Annotated in this window: 20 protein-coding genes; 11 read left to right on the forward strand and 9 right to left on the reverse strand. The window is 66.4% G+C overall.

The genetic code is table 11. From position 1 onward, the window contains the following. The first annotated feature begins 18 nt into the window (after window positions 1-18). On the forward strand, window positions 19-1,101 hold the full coding sequence (locus tag ACIPPQ_RS01460) for a calcium:proton antiporter (protein WP_446542435.1): 1,083 nt from the start codon (window positions 19-21) through the stop codon (window positions 1,099-1,101). 87 nt (window positions 1,102-1,188) lie between these two features. Here the strand turns inward: ACIPPQ_RS01460 and ACIPPQ_RS01465 are convergent, their stop codons facing one another. Then, window positions 1,189-2,325, reverse strand: a complete 1,137-nt coding sequence (locus ACIPPQ_RS01465) for a beta-ketoacyl-ACP synthase III (protein ID WP_446542436.1) — start codon at window positions 2,323-2,325, stop codon at window positions 1,189-1,191. Window positions 2,326-2,516: 191 nt separating this feature from the next. Here ACIPPQ_RS01465 and ACIPPQ_RS01470 point away from each other — a divergent pair, with 191 nt between their 5' ends. Next, window positions 2,517-3,068, forward strand: a complete 552-nt coding sequence (locus ACIPPQ_RS01470) for a hypothetical protein (protein ID WP_446542437.1) — start codon at window positions 2,517-2,519, stop codon at window positions 3,066-3,068. Window positions 3,069-3,094: 26 nt separating this feature from the next. On the opposite strand, the gene ACIPPQ_RS01475 is transcribed toward ACIPPQ_RS01470, so the two are convergent. Together ACIPPQ_RS01475 and ACIPPQ_RS01480 are read right to left on the reverse strand one after the other, a co-directional pair. After that, window positions 3,095-3,862: a sulfite exporter TauE/SafE family protein gene (locus ACIPPQ_RS01475; protein ID WP_446542438.1), complete on the reverse strand. Its 768-nt coding sequence runs from the start codon at window positions 3,860-3,862 to the stop codon at window positions 3,095-3,097. 115 nt (window positions 3,863-3,977) lie between these two features. Then, window positions 3,978-4,904, reverse strand: a complete 927-nt coding sequence (locus ACIPPQ_RS01480) for a LysR family transcriptional regulator (RefSeq protein ID WP_446542439.1) — start codon at window positions 4,902-4,904, stop codon at window positions 3,978-3,980. An 84-nt stretch (window positions 4,905-4,988) separates the two neighbouring features. Here ACIPPQ_RS01480 and ACIPPQ_RS01485 point away from each other — a divergent pair, with 84 nt between their 5' ends. Both ACIPPQ_RS01485 and ACIPPQ_RS01490 read left to right on the forward strand, forming a co-directional pair. Beyond that, entirely contained in the window at window positions 4,989-5,324 is a 336-nt protein-coding gene (locus ACIPPQ_RS01485; RefSeq protein ID WP_446542440.1) for a hypothetical protein, read from the forward strand. Between the two features lie 129 nt (window positions 5,325-5,453). Continuing rightward, window positions 5,454-5,606 (forward strand): hypothetical protein, encoded by a 153-nt coding sequence (locus ACIPPQ_RS01490; RefSeq protein WP_446542441.1) that lies wholly within the window; start codon window positions 5,454-5,456, stop codon window positions 5,604-5,606. On the opposite strand, the gene trmB is transcribed toward ACIPPQ_RS01490, so the two are convergent. The 4 genes from trmB to lnt all read right to left on the reverse strand — a co-directional run bounded on the left by trmB (window position 5,603) and on the right by lnt (window position 10,422). Next, window positions 5,603-6,316, reverse strand: coding sequence for a tRNA (guanine(46)-N(7))-methyltransferase TrmB (gene trmB / locus ACIPPQ_RS01495; protein WP_327451777.1), 714 nt, complete (start codon window positions 6,314-6,316; stop codon window positions 5,603-5,605). The two genes, ACIPPQ_RS01490 and trmB, sit on opposite strands and share 4 nt — an antisense overlap. 64 nt (window positions 6,317-6,380) lie before the next feature. Continuing rightward, window positions 6,381-7,430: a hypothetical protein gene (locus tag ACIPPQ_RS01500; protein ID WP_446542442.1), complete on the reverse strand. Its 1,050-nt coding sequence runs from the start codon at window positions 7,428-7,430 to the stop codon at window positions 6,381-6,383. A 119-nt stretch (window positions 7,431-7,549) separates the two neighbouring features. Next, window positions 7,550-8,776: a methionine adenosyltransferase gene (gene metK / locus ACIPPQ_RS01505; protein ID WP_446542443.1), complete on the reverse strand. Its 1,227-nt coding sequence runs from the start codon at window positions 8,774-8,776 to the stop codon at window positions 7,550-7,552. Between the two features lie 50 nt (window positions 8,777-8,826). After that, window positions 8,827-10,422 carry an apolipoprotein N-acyltransferase gene (gene lnt, locus ACIPPQ_RS01510; RefSeq protein ID WP_446542444.1) on the reverse strand — a complete coding sequence of 532 codons (1,596 nt, stop codon included), beginning with the start codon at window positions 10,420-10,422 and terminating at the stop codon, window positions 8,827-8,829. A 113-nt stretch (window positions 10,423-10,535) separates the two neighbouring features. Between lnt and ACIPPQ_RS01515 the strand changes: the two genes are divergently transcribed. Next, window positions 10,536-11,288: a hypothetical protein gene (locus tag ACIPPQ_RS01515; RefSeq protein WP_446542445.1), complete on the forward strand. Its 753-nt coding sequence runs from the start codon at window positions 10,536-10,538 to the stop codon at window positions 11,286-11,288. Between the two features lie 6 nt (window positions 11,289-11,294). Here the strand turns inward: ACIPPQ_RS01515 and ACIPPQ_RS01520 are convergent, their stop codons facing one another. Together ACIPPQ_RS01520 and ACIPPQ_RS01525 are read right to left on the reverse strand one after the other, a co-directional pair. After that, entirely contained in the window at window positions 11,295-11,705 is a 411-nt protein-coding gene (locus tag ACIPPQ_RS01520) for a DUF2141 domain-containing protein (protein WP_446542446.1), read from the reverse strand. Further along, window positions 11,650-12,408 (reverse strand): sterol desaturase family protein, encoded by a 759-nt coding sequence (locus tag ACIPPQ_RS01525; RefSeq protein ID WP_446542447.1) that lies wholly within the window; start codon window positions 12,406-12,408, stop codon window positions 11,650-11,652. The genes ACIPPQ_RS01520 and ACIPPQ_RS01525 overlap by 56 nt, the downstream gene beginning before the upstream one ends. A gap of 73 nt (window positions 12,409-12,481) precedes the next feature. On the opposite strand from ACIPPQ_RS01525, the gene crtY reads away from it, so the two are divergent. From crtY to ACIPPQ_RS01555, 6 genes are read left to right on the forward strand one after another with little or no spacing between them, the layout of a single operon-like run. Continuing rightward, on the forward strand, window positions 12,482-13,639 hold the full coding sequence (gene crtY / locus ACIPPQ_RS01530; RefSeq protein WP_446542448.1) for a lycopene beta-cyclase CrtY: 1,158 nt from the start codon (window positions 12,482-12,484) through the stop codon (window positions 13,637-13,639). Further along, window positions 13,636-15,114 (forward strand): phytoene desaturase, encoded by a 1,479-nt coding sequence (locus tag ACIPPQ_RS01535; RefSeq protein ID WP_446542449.1) that lies wholly within the window; start codon window positions 13,636-13,638, stop codon window positions 15,112-15,114. The genes crtY and ACIPPQ_RS01535 overlap by 4 nt, the downstream gene beginning before the upstream one ends. Then, a complete protein-coding gene (locus tag ACIPPQ_RS01540) occupies window positions 15,114-15,695 on the forward strand; it encodes an LOG family protein (protein ID WP_446542450.1) in 582 nt (193 codons plus the stop codon). Before ACIPPQ_RS01535 ends, ACIPPQ_RS01540 begins: the two co-directional genes overlap by 1 nt. Further along, a complete protein-coding gene (locus tag ACIPPQ_RS01545) occupies window positions 15,695-16,654 on the forward strand; it encodes a phytoene/squalene synthase family protein (RefSeq protein ID WP_446542451.1) in 960 nt (319 codons plus the stop codon). Before ACIPPQ_RS01540 ends, ACIPPQ_RS01545 begins: the two co-directional genes overlap by 1 nt. Beyond that, a complete protein-coding gene (pnuC, locus tag ACIPPQ_RS01550; protein WP_446542452.1) occupies window positions 16,651-17,220 on the forward strand; it encodes a nicotinamide riboside transporter PnuC in 570 nt (189 codons plus the stop codon). Before ACIPPQ_RS01545 ends, pnuC begins: the two co-directional genes overlap by 4 nt. Next, window positions 17,217-17,732: an AAA family ATPase gene (locus ACIPPQ_RS01555; RefSeq protein ID WP_446542453.1), complete on the forward strand. Its 516-nt coding sequence runs from the start codon at window positions 17,217-17,219 to the stop codon at window positions 17,730-17,732. The genes pnuC and ACIPPQ_RS01555 overlap by 4 nt, the downstream gene beginning before the upstream one ends. Window positions 17,733-17,786 lie beyond the last annotated feature (54 nt).

A 17,786-nucleotide genomic window follows, 5' to 3' on the forward strand; every position in this document is an offset into this window, starting at 1 on the left:
GGGCTGCAATAGAAGCGCATGACCTCCAAACTCCGCCTCGCCGACCGCACCAACGATCTCTTTCCGATCCTCGGCTTCCTCGCCGCGATGGCGAGCCTCGCGATGCCGCTCAATGCCTGGCTGGTCGCTTTCATCCTTGCGGGCGCGGTCGTCGCCGCGGTCCACCATGCCGAGGTGATCGCGCACCGCGTCGGTGAGCCGTTCGGCACGCTGATCCTCGCGCTCGCGGTCACGGTGATCGAGGTCGGGCTGATCCTGACGCTGATGCAGGCCGAGCCCGAAAAGGCGCAGTCGCTGGCGCGCGATACGGTGTTCGCGGCGGTGATGGTGATCCTGAACCTGCTGATGGGGCTATGCTTGCTGAGCGGGGCGATCCGGCACCACGAGCAACGCTTCCAGCGTACCGGGATCGGCGCCGCGCTCGCGACGTTGACGGTGCTCACGGTGGTGACGCTGGTTCTTCCCAATTTTACGTCGAGCATCCCGGGTCCCTTCTATTCGGCGACGCAGCTCGGTTTCGTCGCCGTGGTGTCGCTGATCCTCTACGCGACCTTTGCGCTGGTGCAGACGGTGCGGCACCGCGACTATTTCCTTCCCGATGGTGATGCGCAGGACGAACCCGACGCGCACGCCGCACCGCCAAGCATCCAGCGCACCGCGATTTCGGGCGCACTGCTGCTCGCAAGCCTCGTCGCGGTCGTCCTGCTCGCGAAGAATCTGTCGCCGATCATGGGGGCGCTGCTCGCCGACTGGGGCGCGCCGCCCGCAGTGCTCGGCGTGTTGATCGCCGCGCTGATCCTCGCGCCCGAAGGTTTGGCCGCCGTGCGCGCGGCGAAGGCCGACCGCCTGCAGACCAGCCTCAACCTAGCGCTCGGCTCGGCGCTTGCGACCATCGGCCTCACCATTCCGGCGGTCGCGATCCTGTCGATCATGACCGACCTGCCGATCAGCCTCGGCCTCGACGCCAAGTCGACCGTGCTGCTCTTCCTGTCGCTGATCGTCTCGGTTCAGACGCTCGCGAACGGGCGCACGACGGTGCTGCAGGGTGTGATCCACCTGATGCTGTTCGCGATCTACCTGTTCACGACGTTCGTGCCCTGAGCGTCGTCCCTGCGAAAGCAGGGCCGCAGTCGGCATGGCGCAAGGCTTCCAGCGGCCCCTGCGTCCGCAGGGGCGACGGCTAAAATCTCACGTCTTGCGAACGAACACCGTCCCCGCCGAATAGCCCGCGCCAAACGAACAGATGAGGCCGGTGTCGCCCGCCGCCATATCCTCATGGTTGAGGTGGAAGGCGATGATCGAACCCGCGCTCGACGTATTGCCATAGGTGTCGAGCACCGTCGGACTTTCGTCCTCGCTCGCCTCGTGCCCCAGCACGCGCTGCGCGATCAGGCGGTTCATATTGGTGTTCGCCTGATGCAGCCACAGCCGGCGCATGTCGCCGCCTTCGAGCCCCAACAGCTCCATCTGCTCGACGATCATGTTCGCGACCATCGGCACGACTTCCTTGAACACCTTGCGGCCTTCCTGGACGAAAAGCTTGTCGCTCTTCGGTCCCGACTGGTCGATCCCGCCGTGGCCGCGGTTGAGGAAACCGAAATTGTTGCGGATGTTGTTGCTGAACTGCGTCTTGAGCTTCGTGCCGAGAATATCCCAATGCCCCGCCGGCGCGATGGCCTTGTCCTCGACGAGGATCGCGGTGGCGACGTCGCCGAAGATGAAATGGCTGTCGCGGTCGCGCCAGTTGAGGTGCCCCGAACAGATTTCGGGGTTCACGACGAGCACGCTCTTCGCGTGGCCCGCGCGGATATAGTCGGCGGCGGTCTGGATGCCGAAGGTCGCTGACGAGCAGGCGACGTTCATGTCGAAACCGAAGCCGTCGATGCCGAGCGCGTCCTGGATTTCGACCGCCATCGCGGGATAGGGGCGCTGCATATTCGACGCGGCGCACAGCACGGCGTCGACGTCGCCCGCCTCGCGGCCGGCGCGGGAAAGCGCCTCCTTTGCGGCCAGAACGCCGATTTCGGCAAGGATCGACAGTTCGTCGTTGCTCCGCTCGGCGATGCGTGGCGCCATATGTTCGGGGTCGAGAATGCCCGCCTTGTCGACGACGAACCGCGATCCGATGCCGCTCGCCTTCTCGATGAATTCGACACTCGATTCAGTCAGTTCTGCGATTTCTCCCGCCGCGATCGCCGCTGCATTTTTACTATTGTGCAGCGCAACATACGCGTTAAAACTCGCGACAAGTTCTTCGTTGGAGATGCGTTCGGCGGGGGTGAAGAGGCCGGTTGCGGAAATGACCGGCTGCGGTGAATGCGACATGGTGGCTCTCGTGTGTCTTACAGATTCAAGACACGCTGATTAGGCTCCGTCGCGGCGCCGCGCAACGCCCCACCGCTTGCTGAACAATCGCCGACGACATGGTTAACCCGCCACTAACCATTTTGGTGGCAGACTGTTTGATGCAGGCCTCCGGGGGGATGGCTCCCCGGGCGCCGTGCGGGAGCATGACCATGGCGACGCGTTCGGGACCGGCAGCAGGCGACCTGTCGATATCGGAAATCAAGGAATTCGCGAGCTTCCCTGCGGCGACGCAGCGCTATATCCGCCGCTCGCTCGACATCGGGCTCGAGCGCGACGATGCGATCGCGCGCTGGTCGCGCGACATGGTCGAGGAAACCGCGATCCGCGTCCAGGCGCGCGTCTATCAGCGGCTCGTCGACGTACGCGCGCACATCCCCGACGACAGCGGCCTCGACGCGCTCGAACATTTCATGGCGCCGCTGATCGCGGTGTCGGCCTTCGACCTCGGGCAGGACCGGCTGCATGCGTTCGCGCCCTATCGCTTCCTCTACGAACGGCTGCTCGGCGCACATGCGCGGCCGTGGCTGCCCGGCGCCTTCTGTGCCGCGGCGTCGCTCCCTCACCTGCACCCCGACAAGCGCCGGGTGCTGCTCCAGTCGATCAGCGAAGCCGCCGCGACCGCGCCCGGCTGGTCGGCGCGCGAGCCGAGCTTCTATCCCGAATGGGTCGACAAGATCGACGAGACCCGGCCGGCGAATTAGGAGCCTCCGGCGCCAGCCTGAAAGATTCAGGTCAGCGCGCGATACAGGCCGAAGGCGCTGGTGGCGATCAGCACGATGCCGACCATGACGAGCATGACCTTCGGCGAGAAACGTTTCGCCATCATCGCGCCGAGCGGGGCTGCTGCGACGCCGCCGATGATCAGGCCGAGCGTCGGGCCAAGCACATCGTCGAGGCCGAGATGCCAGATGAAGGTCGCCGAGACTGCGATCGCCAGAAAGAATTCGACGCTGTTGACGGTGCCGACGACCTTGCGCGGTTCGCCGCCCTGGACGAGCAGGTTCGAGGTGACGACCGGGCCCCAGCCGCCGCCGCCGGCGGCGTCGAGGAAGCCGCCGACCAGCCCGAGCGGTGCTATGACCGTCGGCTTGCGGATCTTCGGCGGGTAAAGCAGCCCGCGCACGAGCAGCCAGATGCCGATGAGGACCAGATAGGCGAGGACGAAGGGTTTGACGGCTTCGGCGTGCAGCGACGCGAGGACGGTGGCGCCGAGGACGCCGCCGATCACGCCGGGGATGAGCAGCCGGAAGAAGAGCGGCCAGTCGATGTTCCGGTGAAACAGGTGGCTCAGCCCCGATGCCGCGGTGGTAAAGACTTCGACGACGTGGATACGCGACGACGCGGTCGCGGGCGGGACGCCGAGCACCGCGACGAGCAAGGTGTTACAGATAACGCCGAACGCCATGCCGAGCGCGCCGTCGACCAGCTGCGCCGCGAAACCGATGACGATGAAGGGCAGCAGGGACGCAAAGTCGATAGCCGCAAAATCGATCATAATTCATCCCAAGTCTTTTGATTGACAACCTGCTGCCGGGATTCACGGTGCTGCGCCAGCCCAATTTTTCTGCGCGCGGCAAAGGGATTTGTTTCTGCGCCTGATCGAACCGCCATCAACCGGTGATTTCGTCGGGTAGATATTCGCGCACATAATCGATGAAGGCGCGCAGCTTGGGCATCACCTGCTTGCGGCCGGGATAATAGAGGAAGAGGCCCGACGTTGCGGCGGCATAGTCGGTCAGCACCAGTTCGAGCTCGCCCGTCTCGACCATCGTCTTGGCCATCGGTTCGGCCATCATGCTGAGGGCAACGCCCGCCCGCATCGCGACGAACGCTGCGATCCAGTCGTTGACGATCACCGGCCCGGTGACGCCGACGTCGAACTCGCGATTTCCCCGCTCGAAGGTCCACGGCATCAGCGCGCCGGTGGCGAGGCGAAAGCGGATGCAGCGATGATCGCGCAAATCCTCGGGCGTTTCGGGGCGGCCATATTTGTCGAGATAGGAAGGCGCGGCGGCGACGACGAAACGGAAGGGGCCGGTCAGCCGCACCGCGATGACGTCGGCGTCGAGCGATTCGCCCATCCGCACCCCGGCGTCGAATCCGCCGGCGCTGAGGTCGGCGAGCGCGTCGTCGGCGTAAATCTCGAGCTCGATGTCGGGATAGGTTTCGCAAAAGCCGGCGATGATCGGTTCGAACAGCGGCTGGACCGCGCCGCGCATCAGGTTGATGCGAAGCCGGCCGGCGGGGCGGTTGCCGAGGTTGCGCGCCGCTTCATAGGCATCGGCCAGCCCGGTGTAGGCGGGCGCCGCGCGTTCGAGGAACATTTCGCCCGCCTGCGTCAGGCCGACGCTGCGCGTCGTACGCATGAACAGCGGCGCGCCGACGCGCGCTTCGAGGGCTTTGACGGTCTGGCTGATCGCCGAGGGCGAGACGCCGAGGTCGGCGGCGGCGGCGGAAAAGCTCCGCCTTTCCGCGACACGCAGGAAGGCTTCGATCCCGTCGAGCGCCCCATGAGGGATTGTTAAATCCTGCTTCAAAGCACTTGCAGATTATAGAGGATTATCTATCTGCGCAACCGCGCCTAAAAAGGTTGCACAAAGAAACGAAAGGAACTCTCTCCCATGGCCTATCAGCTCTCCTCTTATCGCCGTTTTCCTGCCGCTTTTGCCATCGTCGCCGCCTCGGCGCTCGCCTTCACCGGCCTCATCGCGACGGCGAGCCCCGCTTATGCCCAGTCGGGTAGCGACTATCGCTGCGCCGGCCTCGCCGAACAGGCTCATGTCGCCGCCAACGGCGCCGAAGCCGGCAAGCAGTCGAGCGCCAAGCGCTTCGTTTCGACCGGCAAGAAGCTGTGCGAAGCCGGCAACGAACGCGCCGCTGCCAAGCAGTTCCGCGCCGCGCTGAAGATCGCCGGCGTCGCCGAAGTCGAAACCGACAGCCAGATGGCGTCGCGCTAAGACAGACTGACACCAATCTCCGGACCGTCCTCTCCCTCTCCCCGACGGATCCACCAAACTGGGGCGGCACTCGCAAAGAGGCCGCCCCATTTGTTTGTGCGCCGTGTGTGTGTCAGGATGAGCTCCGACATGTCCGGCAAACCGCCCCGCCGCGAAACGCCCTCCGATCGCCCGGCCGCGAAGGCCGCGGTGCCGCTTTGCCGGTACGAAGAGCTGGCGATGCGCGAAAACAGGCTGCGGAAAGAGCAGCGCGCCGCCAAGCGCGAGACCGGAACAGACTAGCGCCGCCGGTAGCGGAAATACCAGACCTCGTGCCCCTGCGCGCGCGCCTTGGCTTCGTAGCGCGTTTCGGGCCAGCCGGCGGGGCGGACGAGGAAATCCTGTGCATCCTTTGCCAGCCATTCGAACTGATGGCGGTGGCGGCGCATCACCATCAGCGCGTGCGCGAGGTAGATCGGGTGGTCGGTGCCGAAGCGGAATTCGCCGCCGGGTTTCAGCTTTGCCGCGATCAGGTCGAGCGGGCCGTCGTTCATCATCCGCCGCTTCGCATGGCGCGCCTTGGGCCAGGGGTCGGGGTGGAGCAGATAGGCGAAGCTCAGCGCGCCGTCGGGAATGCGCCGCAGCACTTCCAGCGCGTCGCCATGGTGGATGCGGACATTGCCGAGCGGAAGGCTCGCACCATGATCGCCCGCGACATGGACGAGCGCCTGCGCGACGCCGTTGATGAAAGGTTCGGCGCCGATGAAGCCATGATCGGGCAACATGTCGGCGCGCCCCGCCATATGCTCGCCGCCGCCAAAGCCGATTTCGAAATGCAGCGGGCGGTCGTAACCAAACAGGCGCGTCGCGGTGACCTCGCCGTCGAGCGGTACCGCGATCTGCGGCAGTAGCGTATCGACGAGATCCTGCTGGCCCGCGCGCAGGGGCTTGCCCTTCGAGCGGCCATAGAGGCGGTTGATCGTCGTCGGATCGCCGGGCTTGTGCGCTGTCATGCCGCGCGCGTTAGCGCCGCGGCCCCGCCGCCGCAAGGCGGCACGTAGTAAAGGAGGCGCGTGGTCAAAGCGCGTCGCTGTTGACGCTGATCGACTTGCTGTTGCCCCATGTCGGAACGGTGGTGACGCGGCGGTTAGCCTTGACGATCTCGATGACCCGCTGCGGCGACGGCAGCCGGTCCTGCGCGACGAAGCCGACGTTCTGCGCAGCCGTGATGAGCGTGATCGAATAGCGCGGCGTCGCCGGAGCCTCCTTGTCGGCCATCGCTATGACCTTGGCACCCGGATCGGGACCGACCCAGATGCCGTTGCCATTGTCCCCCATCGCAAGCAGGTAATTTTCGGTGTCGGCGTTCTGACGATAGAGGGCCGCGTTGCCGCCGATATCCGGATCGCGGCACCAGTGCACCGCGGCGAGCGCTTTCGTCGATTCGGGCGTGGGTTTGGCCTTGGCCTTGCTTTGTGCCGTCGCCATGCCGAGCAGGCCCGACATCAGGTCGGCGCCGCCGTTTTTCGGGGCATCCTTTGCGGCTACCGGAAAAGCGAGCGGGGCGGGGCAATCGGTCACCGGCGCCGCCTCGGGCGCCGCCGGGATTTTTCGCGGCCATTGAACCTCGGCCAGCGCGGCGTCCATCCACTGCGCCAATTCGGCAGGCGAGCGGGTCTGCGACGAGGCGCGCAGCTTCACATACCAGCCCCCGACCGGAAGCATCATCACCCCCGAACTGCGATAGGGGCCGCTCTTCGGTTCATAGACGACTTTTAGCCCCGATGCGCTCGATTGCCCCGGCGGGACGAAGGCTTGCGGCCCGACGGCAATTGCCGGACGCCCGAATGTATTGCGGTTCTCTATCCCCCATTGCGCCTGCGCAAACCACACGGGCACCGCGCCGTTGGTGTTGCGAAAGATGTAGAAGGTGAGCGATTCGGCGGCATCACCGACCGTATAGGAGAGGCCGACGTCGAGGTCGTCGGCGGCATAGGCCATGCCGCGGTCGCGCGGCGCGCCGCCGAGCGTCGCGGGGACGCCGATACCGCTATGCTTGTGTTTCCACGCCTTGCCCGCCTTGAGCGGGAGCGGCTGTTGCGCCGCCGCCGGCGTGCCGGCAACCATTATCGCTGCCATGGCCCCCAAAAGGACCTTCAACCAATGGCTTGCCATGTGCGACATCCCCCCGATCCGCAGCCGAGGCTGTCAGATCGGGGCGATGTTGGCAAGCGCGGGTTGGCGCCTCAGGCGGCGATCGCGGCCTTCAGCTTGTCGACGAGGTCGGTGCGTTCCCACGGGAAGGCTTCGCCCGTCGCGGTGCGGCCGAAATGGCCATAGGCCGCGGTCTGCTTGTAGATCGGCTTGTTGAGGCCGAGGTGGGTGCGGATGCCCTTGGGCGTCAGGCGCACGAGCTGCGGGATCGCCTGTTCGATCGCCGCTTCGGTGACGCCCTCGGCCGCCGTGCCGTGCAGGTCGACATAGATCGACAGCGGTTCGGCGACGCCGATCGCGTAGCTGAGCTGGATCGTGCAGCGGCGCGCGAGGCCCGCGGCGACGATATTCTTGGCGAGATAGCGGGTGATATATGCGGCCGAACGGTCGACCTTCGTCGGGTCCTTGCCGCTGAACGCGCCGCCGCCGTGCGGGCTGGCGCCGCCATAGGTGTCGACGATGATCTTGCGGCCGGTCACCCCGGCGTCGCCGTCGGGCCCGCCGATCTCGAAACGCCCGGTCGGGTTGATGTGATAGACGGTGTTCGCGGTGAGCAGCTCGGCGGGCAGCACGTCGGCGATCACGCCAAGCACATATTTGCGCAGCTCGGTGTATTTCGCTTCGTCGCCTTCGCCATTGTGGAAATAATAGCCCGGTGCATGCTGCGTCGACACAACGATCGCGGTCGCCTCGACCGGGCGCTCATTGGCGTAGCGCAGCGTGACCTGGCTCTTGGTGTCGGGCTCGAGGAAGGGGGCGGTGCCCGCCTTGCGGTCGGCGGCCATGCGCTCGAGTATCTTGTGGCTGTAATCGAGCGTCGCGGGCATCAGGTCGGGGGTCTCGTCCGACGCATAGCCGAACATGATCCCCTGGTCGCCGGCGCCTTCGTCCTTGTCGCCGCTTTCGTCGACGCCCTGTGCAATGTGCGCCGACTGGGCGTGGAGGTTATTCTCGAAGCGGAAGCTTTCCCAGTGGAAGCCGTCCTGCTCGTAACCGATTTCGCGCACCGTGTTGCGCACGGTGGCTTCGATCTCTTCGAGCGCGCCCGGTGCCCATTCGTCATTTTCGAACACGCCCTTGCAGCGGATTTCACCGGCAAGGACGACGAGCTGGGTCGTGGTGAGCGTTTCACATGCGACGCGGGCTTCGGGATCCTTCGACAGGAACAGGTCGACGATCGAATCGCTGATCTGGTCGGCCACCTTGTCGGGATGTCCTTCGGACACGCTTTCGGAGGTGAAGAGGAAGCTGTTGCGCATGGAGAGCCTTCTGTGAACGGATATAAAGGAAGCTTTATGTGGGTGCGCTGTTAACGCCAGCGCCGACGAAAGGCAATGGCCAGCGCTAACAGCAGCAACGCAAACCCGACGGGCAGCATATTGCCGAACCGGGCGAAGAGGGTGGGGGCATGGGCGGGCGGCAGCACCGTGTCGATGCGTCCGGCCGTGTGCATGGGCAGCGACTCGAGCAGCCGGCCATCGGCGCCGATCACCGCGCTGATCCCTGTCGGCGTCGCGCGCACCACGGGCAGGCCTTCCTCGATCGCGCGCAGCCGTGCCTGCGCCAGATGCTGCGGCGGACCCCACGCGCCGAACCACGCGTCGTTCGACGGGTTGAAGATGAAATCGGGGCGATGGGCGCGGTCGACCACCTGTCCCGAAAAGATGATTTCGTAACAGATTTGCAGTCCTGCTCGCCCGAAGGCGCCGAGGTCGAGCGTGTGCGGACCCGGGCCGGGCCAGAAATCGATGTCTCCGGGGGCGAGCCGCGACAGGCCGATCGCCGACAGGACCGGCCGCATCGGGAGATATTCGCCGTAGGGGACGAGGTGCGCCTTGTCGTAGCGCGGGCCGAGCGTGCCGTCGGCGTGCACCGTCATCACCGCGTTGCGCGCGCCCACGACGTCGCCGGCCTTGTCGAGTTCGAGCTTGAGCGCGCCGAGCAGCATCAGGTCCTGCGGGTTCATCAGCCGGACCAGCCGCGCGCGCGCTTCGGCGGGTGTGCGGTCGTAATAGGGGAGCGGATAACCCGTTTCGAGATAGTCGGGCACCGCCGCTTCGGGCCACAGGATCAGACGCGGGGTGGCGTCCTTCGGCGCGGTCAGCCGCGCGAGCTTGGCGAAATTGGCGTCGGCCTTGCTGCCTTCCCACTTGTCCTGCTGGCCGACATTGGGCTGGACGACGGTGATCGGGACCCCGCGCGCGCCCTTCGAGCGGACCGCGGCGTCGGCGCTGCTCGTCATCTGCACCAGCGTTGCCGCACCCCAGAGCAGCAGCACCGAGGCGAACAGCCCGCCTGCGGCCCTGGGGCGACGCAGCCAAGCCAGCAGGAGGACGGCGGCAAGCAGGACGATCAGGCCGCTCATACCATAGGTGCCGATCCACCGCGCGGGTGCCGCAACATGGGGCACTGCGATCACCCCCAGCGGATTCCATGCAAAGCCGGTGAACACCCAGCTCCGCAGCCATTCGGTGAGCGTCCACAGCGCCGCAAAGGCGAGAAGGAAGGAGAGCGTCGTTGCGGGCGCGGTGCGCTGTGCAGTCCGGCCGACCAGCCAGGCACCCCACGCCGCGAGCGCGGGATAGACCGCGAGATAGAGCGACAGCAACACGACAGCGATCCACCCGAGCCATGCCGGCATCGCGGCCTGATAGGTGAAAGCGGTCGCGATCCAGCCCAGCCCGACGACGAAATGGCCGACGCCGAAGGACCAGCCGAGCCCGAAGGCGCGCCAGCCGCGCGGGCTCTGCGCCACGAGCGCCATCCACCCGCCAAGCGCGAGCAAGGTCAGCGGCCAGAGGTGAAGCGGCGCGAAGCCGGTCGCCGAAACAGCGCCCAGCAACAGGGCAAGAAGCTTTGGCCAATGGTCAGCGAAAGCGGCGATGCGGGAAGAGGTCGCGGTCACACGCGCTGCTTTAGCCGCGCGCCGCGATGGCGACAATGGCGCTTGCCAAATCCTGCGCCTTTGTCCAACTTCCGCGCCGGTCGCGCAGGGCAGGACATGGGCGGGAGACGCGTATGTGGTGGGCGATAGCGATGCTGCTGGCGGGCAGCTATTCGGACATGGTGCAGGATCCGGCGGCCGACGCCGCCGAGGCGGCGGTGGCCGATACGGACGCCGAAACCGCGGGCCATGCGATGCAGGCGCCGGGCTGGCTCGAGGCCTTGCCCGAGGCGCGTCGCCGCGAGGTGCGCTGCGTGACGCTCGCCGACCAGGTGCTGGAAGACGTCGGTGGCGGCCTTCGCAAGGACAGCCTGGGCCTGACCACCGCGAAAGCCGATATGCTCGCGGCGCGGCTGACCGAGGCGATCATGGTCGAGAATGGCTATAGCGAAGCGGGGGTGAACGCGATCTACAACGCCGATTTCGAAGTCATGTCGTGGCAGGATCAGGAGCGCAGCGCGGCGCAGCGTTCGGCCGCGATGGCGCAGGACATCGGCCGCTGCCGCGCGTTGTTCGACAGCATCGATCTTTCGGGCGGCACAGCGCGGGCACTGACCCCGGTCGCGTCGCCGAACGCCGCGCAATGCTATGCGATCGTCAATATCCTCGCCGACCGCGCCGAGCTCGCCAGCCCGGAACAGCGCAGGCTCGAGGCGGTCCGCACGCGCCTTGAAAAACGTCACTATGCCGATCGCGGCACGGGTGAAGCCGCGGATATGGAGCTGAACGACGAAGTCGTGCTTTTCAATCCCGAAGCCTTCGACGCGCTGCCCAAAACCCTTACCGAACCGCGGCGCGCGGCCTGTTTCGCGATGGCGGGCGGCTAGCCGCGATCAGAGCATATATTTCATCCTGATCGACTGGCGCATTTCGCCCGCGACCACAAAGCTCGCCGATTTGAAGCTCGGCGGGCCGACGGTGATCGTCGGGTTGCGCGAAAAGCCGAAGCCTTCCTTGGGCAGGAAGATCGCCGTATCCATCTTGTTGTTGCTATTCTCGTCGTGGACCACCGCGATCGCATAGGTGCCCGTCGCGGGCGCGTGGATCAAAAAATCGCCGGCATCGGCCGCCTTCACCGCCATGCGCACCGATCCCTTGTCCTTGCTGCAATCGGGAAAGGCCTTGCGATTGGTCGTCAGGCACACCAGCAGCTGCCCCTTCGTGCTGCGCAGTCCGGTGACGCTGACTTCAACCGTCGGCGGCGGTGCGCTGGCGGCGGCGGTGAGCAGCAGCAAAATCGCCAAGCCCGATATCGGTACCGCACGCCTTGTCCCAGAAGCGGAAATAGAGCCCATAATTCCCCCGGTAAGCGGCATGATGCTGTTCATGATGCGTCGCGGTTATCAGCCATCGCCCCGCGGGTCCATGCACCAGCGCGCGCGGGAACATCTCCCACCCCATATGATTGCCGACGCCCATGAGGGTCATGATCGCGAGCACGAGGCCGAGGACCGCGACGTGGATCGGGATGACGAAGACGAGCGCCGGGATGACGACCGCGCCGGTGACCGCTTCCAGCGGATGGAAACTCATCGCCGCCCAGGCGGTCGGCGGCCGGCTGTCGTGATGGACGCCGTGCGCGAGGCGGAACAGGCGTGGGCGGTGCATCCAGCGGTGCGTCCAGTAGAACCATGTGTCGTGGAGGAGGAGGTAAGCGAAAAGGCTGACCGGCAGATACCAGAGCGGCAGCGCGTCGATATCGACATAGATGCGCGTCCAGCCGTGCGCCTGCCACCCCCATGCGACGACGCCGGCCGGGACGCCATAGATCGCGGCGCTCGTAAGGCTCCAGCCGATCTCGCGCTTCATCTGGGGTTCGAGCCCGCGATAGAGGCCGGGATGCTTCAGCCGCGTTGCAAAGGCGAAGGCGCCGCTAGTGATCAGGTAACGCACGCCGACAATCGCGGTCATCGCGAGCGCGGAGAACAGGATCGCCCAGCCGGTCATGGCGCAAGGCTAGTCGCTCGGCGCGGCGTTGCAATGGCTTTCGCCGGGGCGGCAGGCGGGCTAGGGCAGGGGGATGGCGGGGCAAAGCATCGATAAATGCGATATCGCGATCGTCGGCGGCGGGCTTGCCGGCGGCCTCGCGGCGCTCGCGCTGGCGCGACAGCGGCCCGACCTTGACGTCCGGCTGGTCGAGCCCGGCCCTGTCGGCGGCAACCATGTCTGGTCCTTCTTCGACAGCGACATCGCGAAGAAGGATCGCTGGCTCGTCGCGCCGCTCGTGCGCTATCACTGGCCGCGCTACGACGTCACCTTCCCCGCGTATCAGCGCACCATGCGGATGGGCTACAAGAGCATCACCGGCGAGGCGCTGGCCGAGGCGGTCGCGGCGGCGCTGCCCGAAGGCCATGTCATCGTCGACAAGGCGAAGCACGTCGCGCCCGACCATCTGCTGCTGGCGCGCGGCGGGCGGCTTTCGGCAAAGCGCGTCATCGATGCGCGCGGCGCGGGCAAGTTTCCGACGCTCGACTGCGGCTGGCAGAAGTTTGTCGGGCAGGCGCTGACCGTGACCGGCGGACATGGCGTCGAACATCCGGTCGTGATGGACGCGACGGTTGAGCAGCAGGACGGTTATCGCTTCGTCTATCTGCTGCCCTTCGATGCCGAGACCCTGTTCGTCGAGGACACCTATTACAGCGACCACCCCGATCTCGATGTCCCCCTCATTCGCGAACGCATCGCGGCCTATGCTGCCGCGCAGGGCTGGGACGTCGCCGCCACGACGCGTGAGGAAAACGGCGTTCTGCCGGTAGTGATCGCGGGCGATTTCGACCGGCTGTGGCCGGCATCCGACCGCACAGCGCGGATCGGCGCACGCGCCGGGATGTTTCACGCCACCACCGGCTATTCATTGCCCGACGCCGTGCGCGCCGCCGCGGCGCTGCCGTCGCTGGTCGACCGCAGCGATTTCGCCGAGGTGCTGCGCGCCCGCGCCCGGACCTCGTGGCGGCGCCAGCGTTTCTACCGGATGCTCGGCGCGATGCTGTTTCGCGCCGCCGAACCCGATGTGCGATATCGGATCTTCGAGCGCTTCTACCGCCTGTCGCCGCACCTGATCGCGCGCTTCTATGCCGGTCGCTCGACCACCGCCGACAAGCTGCGCATCCTGTCGGGCAAGCCCCCGGTGCCGATCGGCCGCGCGCTCGCCGCGCTGGCGAAACGCGACTGGCGATGACGCGCCGCGCCATCGTCATCGGCGCAGGGTTCGGCGGGCTTGCGCTCGCGATCCGGCTCCAGTCGGCGGGGGTCGCTACGACGATCGTCGAGGCGCGCGACAAGCCCGGCGGGCGCGCCTATCATTGGGTGAAGGACGGTTTCACCTTCGACGCGGGGCCGACCGTCATCACCGATCCGCCGTGCCTGCAGGAATTGTGGGCGCTGACCGGACAGGACATGGCTACGGACGTCGACCTGGCGCCGGTCATGCCCTTCTATCGCCTCGACTGGCCCGACGGCACCAGCTTCGATTATTCGAACGACGAGGCCCTGCTCCGCGCCGAAATCGTCAAGCTTCACCCCGCCGATGTGGAGGGCTACGACCGTTTCCTCGCCTATTCGAAGGGCGTCCATGAACAGGGCTATGTGAAGCTTGGTGCGGTCGCCTTTCTCGACTTCGCGTCGATGATCAGGGCGGCGCCGGCGCTGATGAAATATCAGGCGTGGCGCAGCGTCTATTCGATGGTGTCTTCCTATGTGGAGGACGAACGGCTGCGGCAGGCCTTGTCGTTTCACACCCTGCTCGTCGGAGGCAATCCGATGACCACGAGCGCGATCTACGCGCTGATCCACACGATCGAAAAACAGGGCGGCGTCTGGTTCGCGCGCGGCGGCACCAATGCGCTGGTGTCGGGGATGGTGCGGTTGTTCGAGCGGCTGGGGGGCACGCTGCGGTTCGACGATCCGGTGACGCGTATCGAGACCACGGCCGACCGGGCCACGGGCGTGACGACGCGCAGCGGCTGGTGCGGCGATGCCGAAATGGTCGCGTGCAACGGCGACCTGATGCACAGCTATCGGGACTTGCTGGCGGGCCATCCGAGGGGCGCGAAGGCCGCGCAGAGCCTGTCGCGCAAGCGCTGGTCGCCCTCTTTGTTCGTCGTCCATTTCGGCGTGAAGGGCACTTATCCCGATATCGCGCACCACAGCATCCTGTTCGGCCCGCGCTACAGGGGGCTGCTCGACGATATCTACAGGAACGGCGTCGTGCCGGGCGATTTCTCGCTCTATCTCCACCACCCCAGCGCCACCGATCCCGGCATGGCGCCGCCCGGCCATTCGACCTTCTATGCGCTCGCTCCTGTCGCGCATCTCGGCAAGGCGCAAGCCGACTGGGACGGTGCCTTCGGGCAGCAATTTGCCGATGCGATCATCGAGGAAGTCGAGCGCCGCGTCGCGCCGGGGCTCCGCGCCAATCTCGTCACCCGCTTCCATTATACGCCCGCCGATTTCGGCCGCGACCTTTCGGCGCATCTCGGCAGCGCGTTCAGCCTCGAGCCTGTCCTCTGGCAAAGCGCGTGGTTCCGCGCCCACAACCGCGACGATGTGATTTCCAACCTTTACTTCGTCGGCGCGGGGACGCATCCGGGCGCGGGTATCCCGGGGGTCGTTGGCAGTGCCAAGGCGACCGCCAGTCTGATGTTGGAAAAATGATGAAACGCCTTGCCGTCTATTGCGGGTCCGCGACCCCCGAAGATCCGATCTATGTCGAAACCGCGCGCCACGTCGGCCGCACCTTGGCCGCGCGCGGCATTGGCGTCGTCTATGGCGGCGGCCGCCTCGGGCTGATGGGCGCGGTCGCCGACAGCGCATTGGAAGCCGACGGCGAGGTGATCGGCATCATCCCCGACGCGCTCGTCGGCGCCGAAGTCGCGCACCGCGGCTGCACCGAGTTGCACGTCGTTTCGGGCATGCACGAGCGCAAGAAGATGTTCACCGACCTCTCCGACGGTTTCCTGACCATTCCCGGCGGCGTCGGCACGATGGACGAATTGTGGGAAGCGATCAGCTGGGCGCAGCTCGGCTATCATGCCAAGCCTGTCGGGCTGCTCAACGCCGCGGGCTTCTATAACGACCTGATCGCGTTCAACCGCCATATGGTCGAGGTCGGCTTCATCCGGCCCGCGCACGCCGGGATCATGATCGTCGATGCGGGGCTCGACGACCTGCTCGACAAGATGGCCTCATACGAGCCGCACAAGACGATTTTCGCGATGAAGGCCGAAAATCTGTAATGATCGCGGCGGGGGCCTATGACGCACATGCCCTCCACGGTTTCGCGCACGACAGCATCGCGCGCGGATCGAAAAGCTTCGCACTGGCGAGCCAGCTCTTCGACCGCGAAACGCGCGAGCGAGTCTGGCTGCTTTACGCATGGTGCCGCGCCGCCGACGATCTGACCGACGGGCAGGATCATGGCGGCGCGATGAAGCCGGGTCATGATCCCGTTGCCGCGGTCGCGCATATCCGGGCGCAGACCGACAGGGCCTTTGCCGGCGAACCGACCGGCGAGATGGCGTTCGACGCGCTGGGCTTCCTGCTCACCGAGGTCGCGATCCCGCGCCTCATCATCGACGACATCATTGCGGGTTTCGAACTCGACGCGAAGGACTGGCGCCCGCGCAGCGAGGATGACCTGCTGTGCTATTCCTATCATGTCGCGGGCGCGGTCGGGGTGGCGATGGCGCTCGTCATGGGCATCGATCCCGCCGACGAAACGACGCTCGACCGCGCCTCCGATCTCGGCATCGCTTTCCAGCTCGCGAATATCGCACGCGACGTCGCCGAGGACGCCGCCGCCGACCGCTGTTACCTGCCCGTCGAATGGATGGTCGAACTCGACATCCCGCCGGGGCAGCATATGCACCCCGCCTTCCGTCCGCGCCTCGCCGTGATGGCGAAATGGCTCGCCGAAATGGCGGAGGAATATGAAGCGTCGGCGCGCTGGGGCGCGCGCAAGCTGCCCCCGCGCAGCCGCTGGGCGGTGCTCGCCGCCGCGGGCATCTATGGTGACATCGCGCGCGAGGTGCGCGCACGCGGCGACCATGCGTGGGACCACAGGGCGTCGAGTTCCTTGGGCGCGAAGCTCGGCTGGGTCGCGCGTGCCGGCTGGTCGGTGCTCCGCCGCCCGCCGCAGCGACGGATCAGCCGCGACGGCCTATGGACGCGCCCGCGCGGGCGGGCCAGCGCATGAGCTATATCGAGTGGATCGCCGCGGCGTTCGTGCTCACCAATGTCGCGCTCGTCGCGCTGCGCAGCGTGTGGAACTATCCCTTCGCGCTCGTCGCGGTGACGCTCTACGCCTTCGTCTTCTTCGAAGCGAAGCTCTACAGCGACATGCTGCTCCAGGGCTTTTTCTTCGTGCTCAACCTCTATGGCTGGGCGGCGTGGGTACGGGCGCGCGACGATAGCGGGGTTCCGGTGCGCTGGATGACCGATCGGGCGCGCCGCGGCTGGGCGGCGGCAACGATCGCCGCCTGGGCGTGCTGGAGCTTTGCGATGGATCGGTACACCGACGCCGCGGCGCCATGGATCGACGGTGCGATCGCGATGCTCAGCGTCACCGCGCAATGGCTGCTCGCGCGGCGCCGGGTCGAAAGCTGGTTCCTGTGGATCCTCGTCGACCTGATTGCGATCCCGCTGTTCGCGTCGCGCGGCCTTTATGCGACCAGCGCGGTCTATGTCGTGCTGCTCGGCCTCTCGATCGACGGGCTGATCCAGTGGCGCCGCGCCGCCGCGACGGGCAGGGCCGCGCTATGACGCGGCATATCTGTCTCCACGGTGCCGAAAGCACCGGCAAGTCGACGCTGGCGCCGCGCATCGCGCTCCGGCTCGGCGGGCTTGTCGTGCCCGAATATGGCCGCACCTATGCCGAGGCGAACGGCACCGATCTCGACGAGGCCGACCTGCTCGCGATCTTCGACGGCCACCGCGCCGCGACGCGCGCCGCGCTCGCACAACGGCCCGACTGGCTGGTTTCCGACACCGATCCACTGATGACACAGGCGTGGGCGATCATGCTCCTCGGCCGCCGCCTGCCCGAGATCGACCTGTGGGACGAGGTCGCCGACCTCTATCTCGTCCCCGCGATGGACCTTTCGTGGGAAGAGGATGGCACTCGCCTGTTCGGCAGCGAGCTCGCGCGGATGCAGTTCATGGAGGTCGCGATCGGCGAACTCGACCGGCGCAAACTCAAATGGGCGTGGGTCGAGGGCGAAGGCGACGCGCGGCTGGAGAATGCGCTGGCGGCGATAGCGGCGGAGTTGCCCTGACCGAATTTGCGGCTGGGGTCAGTGTCGGCTTTGGGGTGGAAAGCAGACGTTCCT

Source organism: Sphingopyxis sp. LARHCG72, from assembly GCF_052871675.1.

Bases quoted from the DNA above. Each gene is read 5' to 3' on its own strand.
- ACIPPQ_RS01460 (WP_446542435.1), top strand. From the start codon at position 19: ATGACCTCCAAACTCCGCCTCGCCGACCGCACCAACGATCTCTTTCCG.
- ACIPPQ_RS01465 (WP_446542436.1), bottom strand. From the start codon at position 2,325: ATGTCGCATTCACCGCAGCCGGTCATTTCCGCAACCGGCCTCTTCACC.
- ACIPPQ_RS01470 (WP_446542437.1), top strand. From the start codon at position 2,517: ATGGCGACGCGTTCGGGACCGGCAGCAGGCGACCTGTCGATATCGGAA.
- ACIPPQ_RS01475 (WP_446542438.1), bottom strand. From the start codon at position 3,862: ATGATCGATTTTGCGGCTATCGACTTTGCGTCCCTGCTGCCCTTCATC.
- ACIPPQ_RS01485 (WP_446542440.1), top strand. From the start codon at position 4,989: ATGGCCTATCAGCTCTCCTCTTATCGCCGTTTTCCTGCCGCTTTTGCC.
- ACIPPQ_RS01490 (WP_446542441.1), top strand. From the start codon at position 5,454: ATGTCCGGCAAACCGCCCCGCCGCGAAACGCCCTCCGATCGCCCGGCC.
- trmB (WP_327451777.1), bottom strand. From the start codon at position 6,316: ATGACAGCGCACAAGCCCGGCGATCCGACGACGATCAACCGCCTCTAT.
- ACIPPQ_RS01500 (WP_446542442.1), bottom strand. From the start codon at position 7,430: ATGGTTGCCGGCACGCCGGCGGCGGCGCAACAGCCGCTCCCGCTCAAG.
- metK (WP_446542443.1), bottom strand. From the start codon at position 8,776: ATGCGCAACAGCTTCCTCTTCACCTCCGAAAGCGTGTCCGAAGGACAT.
- ACIPPQ_RS01515 (WP_446542445.1), top strand. From the start codon at position 10,536: ATGTGGTGGGCGATAGCGATGCTGCTGGCGGGCAGCTATTCGGACATG.
- ACIPPQ_RS01525 (WP_446542447.1), bottom strand. From the start codon at position 12,408: ATGACCGGCTGGGCGATCCTGTTCTCCGCGCTCGCGATGACCGCGATT.
- crtY (WP_446542448.1), top strand. From the start codon at position 12,482: ATGGCGGGGCAAAGCATCGATAAATGCGATATCGCGATCGTCGGCGGC.
- ACIPPQ_RS01535 (WP_446542449.1), top strand. From the start codon at position 13,636: ATGACGCGCCGCGCCATCGTCATCGGCGCAGGGTTCGGCGGGCTTGCG.
- ACIPPQ_RS01540 (WP_446542450.1), top strand. From the start codon at position 15,114: ATGAAACGCCTTGCCGTCTATTGCGGGTCCGCGACCCCCGAAGATCCG.
- ACIPPQ_RS01545 (WP_446542451.1), top strand. From the start codon at position 15,695: ATGATCGCGGCGGGGGCCTATGACGCACATGCCCTCCACGGTTTCGCG.
- pnuC (WP_446542452.1), top strand. From the start codon at position 16,651: ATGAGCTATATCGAGTGGATCGCCGCGGCGTTCGTGCTCACCAATGTC.
- ACIPPQ_RS01555 (WP_446542453.1), top strand. From the start codon at position 17,217: ATGACGCGGCATATCTGTCTCCACGGTGCCGAAAGCACCGGCAAGTCG.